Source organism: Pseudomonas sp. NBRC 111138 (assembly GCF_001320835.1).
Classification (GTDB): domain Bacteria; phylum Pseudomonadota; class Gammaproteobacteria; order Pseudomonadales; family Pseudomonadaceae; genus Aquipseudomonas; species Aquipseudomonas paracarnis.
The window spans coordinates 1-4,748 of sequence record NZ_BCBO01000166.1 but is presented as its reverse complement, the minus strand read 5'-3'; the positions used below and the strand labels follow the sequence as shown (position 1 = coordinate 4,748).

The window sequence follows — 4,748 nt, the reverse complement described above, 5'->3', positions numbered from 1 at the left end:
GTAACGTTCTAGCGTCCCCCCTATGACAAGGAGTGCTTTATGCAACGTGGTCTACCTACCCTGAAAAACCTGTTCCGGAGTGTTCTGCTTTTGTCCGCGCTCACTGCTGCAAGCGCCCAAGCGGCGGAAAAAATCGACCTGATCATCGATACCGACCCGGGTGCCGATGACGTGGTGGCCTTGCTGTTCGCCATGGCCTCGCCGGAGGAGTTGAGCATTCGTGCGCTGACCACCGTCGCCGGCAATGTGCGCCTGGACAAGACCTCCCGCAACGCGCGCCTGGCGCGCGAATGGGCAGGTCGCGAGGACATCCCGGTGTACGCAGGTGCGCCAGCGCCGTTGTTGCGCAAACCGATCTACGCCGAGAATATCCATGGCAAGGAAGGCATCTCGGGCGTCACGGTGCATGAACCGAAAACAGGCCTGGCCGAAGGCAATGCAGTCGACTACCTGATCAAGACCCTGAGCAGCGCCAAGCCGCACAGCATCACCATCGCCATGCTCGGCCCGCAGACCAACCTGGCACTGGCGCTGACTCAAGCGCCCGAAATCACCCAGGGCATCAAGGAAGTGGTCGTGATGGGCGGCGCCCACTTCAACGGCGGCAATATCACCCCAGTGGCCGAGTTCAACCTGTTCGCCGATCCGGTGGCGGCGGAGATCGTGCTCAAAAGCGGTGTGAAGTTGACCTACCTGCCGTTGGACGTGACCCATAAAGTCCTCACCAGCGACGCCCGCCTGAAGAAGATTGCGGACCTGAACAACAATGCGAGCAAGGTCGTCAGCAGTATTCTGAATGAGTACGTCAAAGGCGATATGGAGCACTACGGCATTCCGGGTGGCCCGGTCCATGACGCTACCGTGGTGGCGTACCTGCTCAAGCCTTCGCTGTTCAGCGGTCGTGAGGCCAATATGGTGGTCGACAGCCGCGAAGGCCCGACCTTCGGCCAGACCATTGTCGATTGGTATGACGGCCTCAAGCAGCCGAAGAATGTGTTCTGGGTTGAGAATGGCGACGCCCAGGGCTTCTTCGATCTGCTGACCGAGCGCCTGGCGCGTCTGAAGTAAGTTAGCGGGGCGGCGCTCGTCGCCCTGTTCTATTCGCGCTCTTGGGCGCCCATGTAGTCGGCCGGGTATTTCTCGAATATCTGGCCGATGAATGCTTGCGCCGCCTGGGTGCCCAGTTCCTTGACCAACAGGTCGATACCAATGATCGCCAGTTCTTCCGGGCTTCCGGGGCTGTAGGAACTTTGCCCTTGGGGCCACTTGGCTTTGATGTCGGCTTGAAGCGTTACGGTGGTCATGGAAATCTCACGGGCTAAAAATGCGGGGGCAATGCACTGGAACGCCGTTCCAGAGGGGCGCAGTTAAGCATTTTGTACGGCATTTGGCACTGCTACTTAGGCATGAAGCGGCGGCTGTGCGACACTGTTGGCCTGTTAAATGGCCGGGAAACACCGCGTGCAAATCGATTTGAGCAAGCCCGACAACCTGACGCTGGACGCCGTGCGCCAATTGCTTGGCAGCGCCAGTGACGACGAACATACCCAGTTGCGGGTAACCAAAGAAGGCATCGCCTACATTTCTTCCGGCGTAGTCGGTGGGGCTGATATCGCTGGCCTGGTGTTTCGCCTGGAGACCTGGGCCAAAGGTTCCGGCTATGTCGGCAACGTGGCGGCCAGCGATGAAGTCTGGGTCATGCAGATTTTCAACGCGCTGAAGCAGAATTGGCCTACTCCTTCGTCGGACTACATCGATATCTACTGAATACGTTCATATCTAGTCACGATTCACCAAGCGATTGCAGGCCGTGACTCAGGCAGACTTGCCCACAGGCGGTTAACGTCTTGAAACCAATCGCTTTGAATGCTGTCGCACGATCTCTGTCCACTTTTTATCATAGGAGGCTTCATGCCTTGGAAGCTCGCATCATTCGGTACTTTGTTGGCTGCGCTCGCGTTGGCGGGTTGCAGTACCCCGGGTGCCTCTGAGCCAGGCAAAGCTGCCACTGTGACCGATGCCGGTCATAGCCGCTGTGAGTCGAAGGCCGCAGAGTTCGCCATCGGCCAGAAAGCCTCGCCCCAGTTGCTGGAGCAAGCACGTACGCGTGCTGGCGCGCAGAATGCACGCATCCTCAAGCCCAACGACATGGTCACGCTGGAGTATCGCTCTGACCGCCTGAACCTGAACACCGATGACAATCTGGTGATCAACCGGGTTAACTGCGGCTGATACGGCTTTTGCATCGCCCATAAAAAACCCCGTCACATGGACGGGGTTTTTTTAGCTCAGCGGAGAATTACTCGCCGCGAACCTGTGCAGCTTGCATACCCTTTTGGCCTTTCTCAGCCACGAAGGAAACGGTTTGGCCTTCTTTCAGGCTTTTGAAACCGTCGCTTTCGATAGCTTTGAAGTGTACGAACAGGTCGTCACCGCCACCTTGAGGAGTGATGAAGCCGAAGCCTTTTTCATCGTTGAACCATTTAACGGTGCCGGTTTGGCGATTAGACATGGTGTATCTCCAAGAAACATATATTTTCAGTAGTGCTGTGCTGCTCAGGCCAACTGGGCACACAGGGCTATCATAGTCGAAATGTTCGGCTTGGGAGCCCCCCCAAGGCACTGTTTGCTAATCAATCGCTTTGCGTTAGACCCGTTGTTGGGCTGAAAGCCCCGATTTACGGGGCTTTGCGACGAAATATCAGCTGTTAAAAAAAGCCGTAAAACCTGCATGATTTGTGTGAAATGGCAGTTTTCAGGCCGTTTTTTCAGCGAAATGACCGTCGAATCATCAGCCAATCTTACTTTTTCTTCACCACTTTGCAGGACGAAATAGCCGCGACTGCTTTGTTTTTAAGCTCCGGGCTGGCGTTCTGGTTGGTCATCAATTCCTTGATCTCGGCAGTGCTCAATTCGGCATTGATCTTGTCAGCGCCACATTCACAGTGGGCTTTGGCAGTTTTGACGTCCACGTTCCGGCTGGCAGCGGCACTGCAGTCGCTGACGAAGGCGTCACGGGCGCCAACTGGCCAGTTGGAAGGGGCTGCAGCCTGCGCGCCGAGGGAAAGGAGGCTCAGGGTAGCGGCGACAGCGAGGGTAGAGGTAAAACGCATCATGGGATGCTCCTTTGGGTCGAGGACGAACGGCGATTCTCAGTGGCTTTGAGGCCCTGCGTACAGCTCAAGTTCACTTTTGCAGCTATAAAGCCATGAATTGCTCTTTACCCAGCGCTTGGCCGACGCGATGACCGTTCATCTGTGCTAGCATCCTTGCCTGGCTATTTCCGGGCGCGCCATTTGCCGCCTTGCCAGGTTCTTTTTGTTCACTCCAGTCACTCTGGTTCGATTATCGGTTGGCCGAAAGGCTCCTGCCGCTGTAAGGCAGGCGTTCATTATTGAGCGGCCTGGTGTTGGATCTTGTACTGGCTCATCCCAACCCACGTGACCTTTGGTAGGGGTCACCACTAGGAGAGGAGGCGCCATGCCAACTATTACTCTTCCCGACGGCAGTCAGCGTTCATTCGATCATCCGGTTTCCGTAGCCGAGGTCGCCGCATCCATTGGTGCTGGCCTGGCCAAGGCCACCGTGGCCGGCAAGGTCGACGGCAAGCTGGTTGACGCCAGCGACCTGATCACCAGCGACGCCAGCCTGCAAATCATCACGCCCAAGGATCAAGAGGGGCTGGAGATCATTCGCCACTCTTGCGCGCACTTGATTGGCCATGCGGTCAAGCAACTGTATCCAACCGCCAAGATGGTGATCGGCCCGGTCATTGAAGAAGGCTTCTATTACGACATCGCCTATGAGCGTCCTTTTACTCCGGACGACCTGGCGGCCATCGAGCAGCGCATGCACGCGCTGATCGAAAAAGATTATGACGTCATCAAGAAAGTCACCCCGCGTGCCGAAGTGATCGACGTGTTTACTGCACGTGGCGAGGACTACAAGCTGCGTCTGGTAGAAGACATGCCGGACGAGCAGGCCATGGGGCTGTACTACCACGAAGAATACGTGGATATGTGCCGTGGCCCGCACGTGCCGAACACGCGCTTTCTCAAATCGTTCAAGCTGACCAAGCTCTCCGGTGCCTACTGGCGCGGTGACGCCAAGAACGAACAGCTGCAACGGATCTACGGCACGGCCTGGGCTGACAAGAAGCAACTGGCCGCCTATATCCAGCGCATCGAAGAAGCTGAAAAACGCGACCACCGCAAGATCGGCAAGCGCCTGAACCTGTTCCACCTTCAGGAAGAAGCGCCGGGCATGGTGTTCTGGCACCCGAATGGCTGGACCCTGTACCAGGTGCTTGAGCAGTACATGCGCAAGGTGCAGCGCGAAAACGGTTACCTGGAGATCAAGACTCCCCAGGTGGTTGATCGCAGCCTGTGGGAGAAATCCGGGCACTGGGCCAACTACGCCGACAACATGTTCACCACCCAGTCGGAAAACCGCGACTACGCCATCAAGCCGATGAACTGCCCATGCCACGTGCAGGTATTCAATCAGGGCCTGAAGAGCTACCGCGAGTTGCCGATGCGCCTGGCCGAGTTCGGTGCCTGCCACCGTAACGAACCATCGGGTGCGCTGCACGGCATCATGCGGGTGCGTGGCTTCACCCAGGACGACGCCCACATCTTCTGCACCGAAGAGCAGATGCAGGCCGAGTCCGCAGCGTTCATCAAGCTGACCATGGACGTTTATCGCGATTTCGGCTTTACCGAAGTCGAGATGAAGCTGTCCACTCGTCC

Annotated in this window: 7 protein-coding genes; 4 read left to right on the top strand and 3 right to left on the bottom strand. The window is 57.1% G+C overall.

All coding sequences use genetic code 11. The features are described 5' to 3' along the window. The first annotated feature begins 39 nt into the window (after positions 1-39). A complete protein-coding gene (locus APH41_RS26900; protein WP_054898319.1) occupies positions 40-1,068 on the top strand; it encodes a nucleoside hydrolase in 1,029 nt (342 codons plus the stop codon). A 29-nt stretch (positions 1,069-1,097) separates the two neighbouring features. On the opposite strand, the gene APH41_RS26895 is transcribed toward APH41_RS26900, so the two are convergent. Next, complete coding sequence (locus APH41_RS26895) at positions 1,098-1,304, bottom strand: hypothetical protein (protein ID WP_003192496.1); 207 nt, start codon at positions 1,302-1,304, stop codon at positions 1,098-1,100. A 157-nt stretch (positions 1,305-1,461) separates the two neighbouring features. Between APH41_RS26895 and APH41_RS26890 the strand changes: the two genes are divergently transcribed. Both APH41_RS26890 and APH41_RS26885 read left to right on the top strand, forming a co-directional pair. Further along, the gene (locus APH41_RS26890) at positions 1,462-1,767 is read left to right on the top strand and encodes a hypothetical protein (RefSeq protein ID WP_034128280.1); all 306 of its coding nucleotides are present in this window, start codon (positions 1,462-1,464) and stop codon (positions 1,765-1,767) included. Positions 1,768-1,911: 144 nt separating this feature from the next. After that, the gene (locus APH41_RS26885; RefSeq protein ID WP_054898318.1) at positions 1,912-2,232 is read left to right on the top strand and encodes an I78 family peptidase inhibitor; all 321 of its coding nucleotides are present in this window, start codon (positions 1,912-1,914) and stop codon (positions 2,230-2,232) included. Positions 2,233-2,299: 67 nt separating this feature from the next. On the opposite strand, the gene APH41_RS26880 is transcribed toward APH41_RS26885, so the two are convergent. Beyond that, a complete protein-coding gene (locus APH41_RS26880) occupies positions 2,300-2,512 on the bottom strand; it encodes a cold-shock protein (RefSeq protein WP_003234260.1) in 213 nt (70 codons plus the stop codon). A 289-nt stretch (positions 2,513-2,801) separates the two neighbouring features. Next, positions 2,802-3,116, bottom strand: a complete 315-nt coding sequence (locus tag APH41_RS26875; protein WP_082430514.1) for a hypothetical protein — start codon at positions 3,114-3,116, stop codon at positions 2,802-2,804. Positions 3,117-3,480: 364 nt separating this feature from the next. On the opposite strand from APH41_RS26875, the gene thrS reads away from it, so the two are divergent. Beyond that, a partial coding sequence (thrS, locus tag APH41_RS26870) for a threonine--tRNA ligase (protein WP_054922502.1) occupies positions 3,481-4,748 on the top strand: 1,268 nt, incomplete at its 3' end.

Coding starts and splice junctions, on each gene's coding strand:
- APH41_RS26900 (WP_054898319.1), top strand. CDS start 40: ATGCAACGTGGTCTACCTACCCTGAAAAACCTGTTCCGGAGTGTTCTG.
- APH41_RS26895 (WP_003192496.1), bottom strand. CDS start 1,304: ATGACCACCGTAACGCTTCAAGCCGACATCAAAGCCAAGTGGCCCCAA.
- APH41_RS26885 (WP_054898318.1), top strand. CDS start 1,912: ATGCCTTGGAAGCTCGCATCATTCGGTACTTTGTTGGCTGCGCTCGCG.
- APH41_RS26880 (WP_003234260.1), bottom strand. CDS start 2,512: ATGTCTAATCGCCAAACCGGCACCGTTAAATGGTTCAACGATGAAAAA.
- APH41_RS26875 (WP_082430514.1), bottom strand. CDS start 3,116: ATGATGCGTTTTACCTCTACCCTCGCTGTCGCCGCTACCCTGAGCCTC.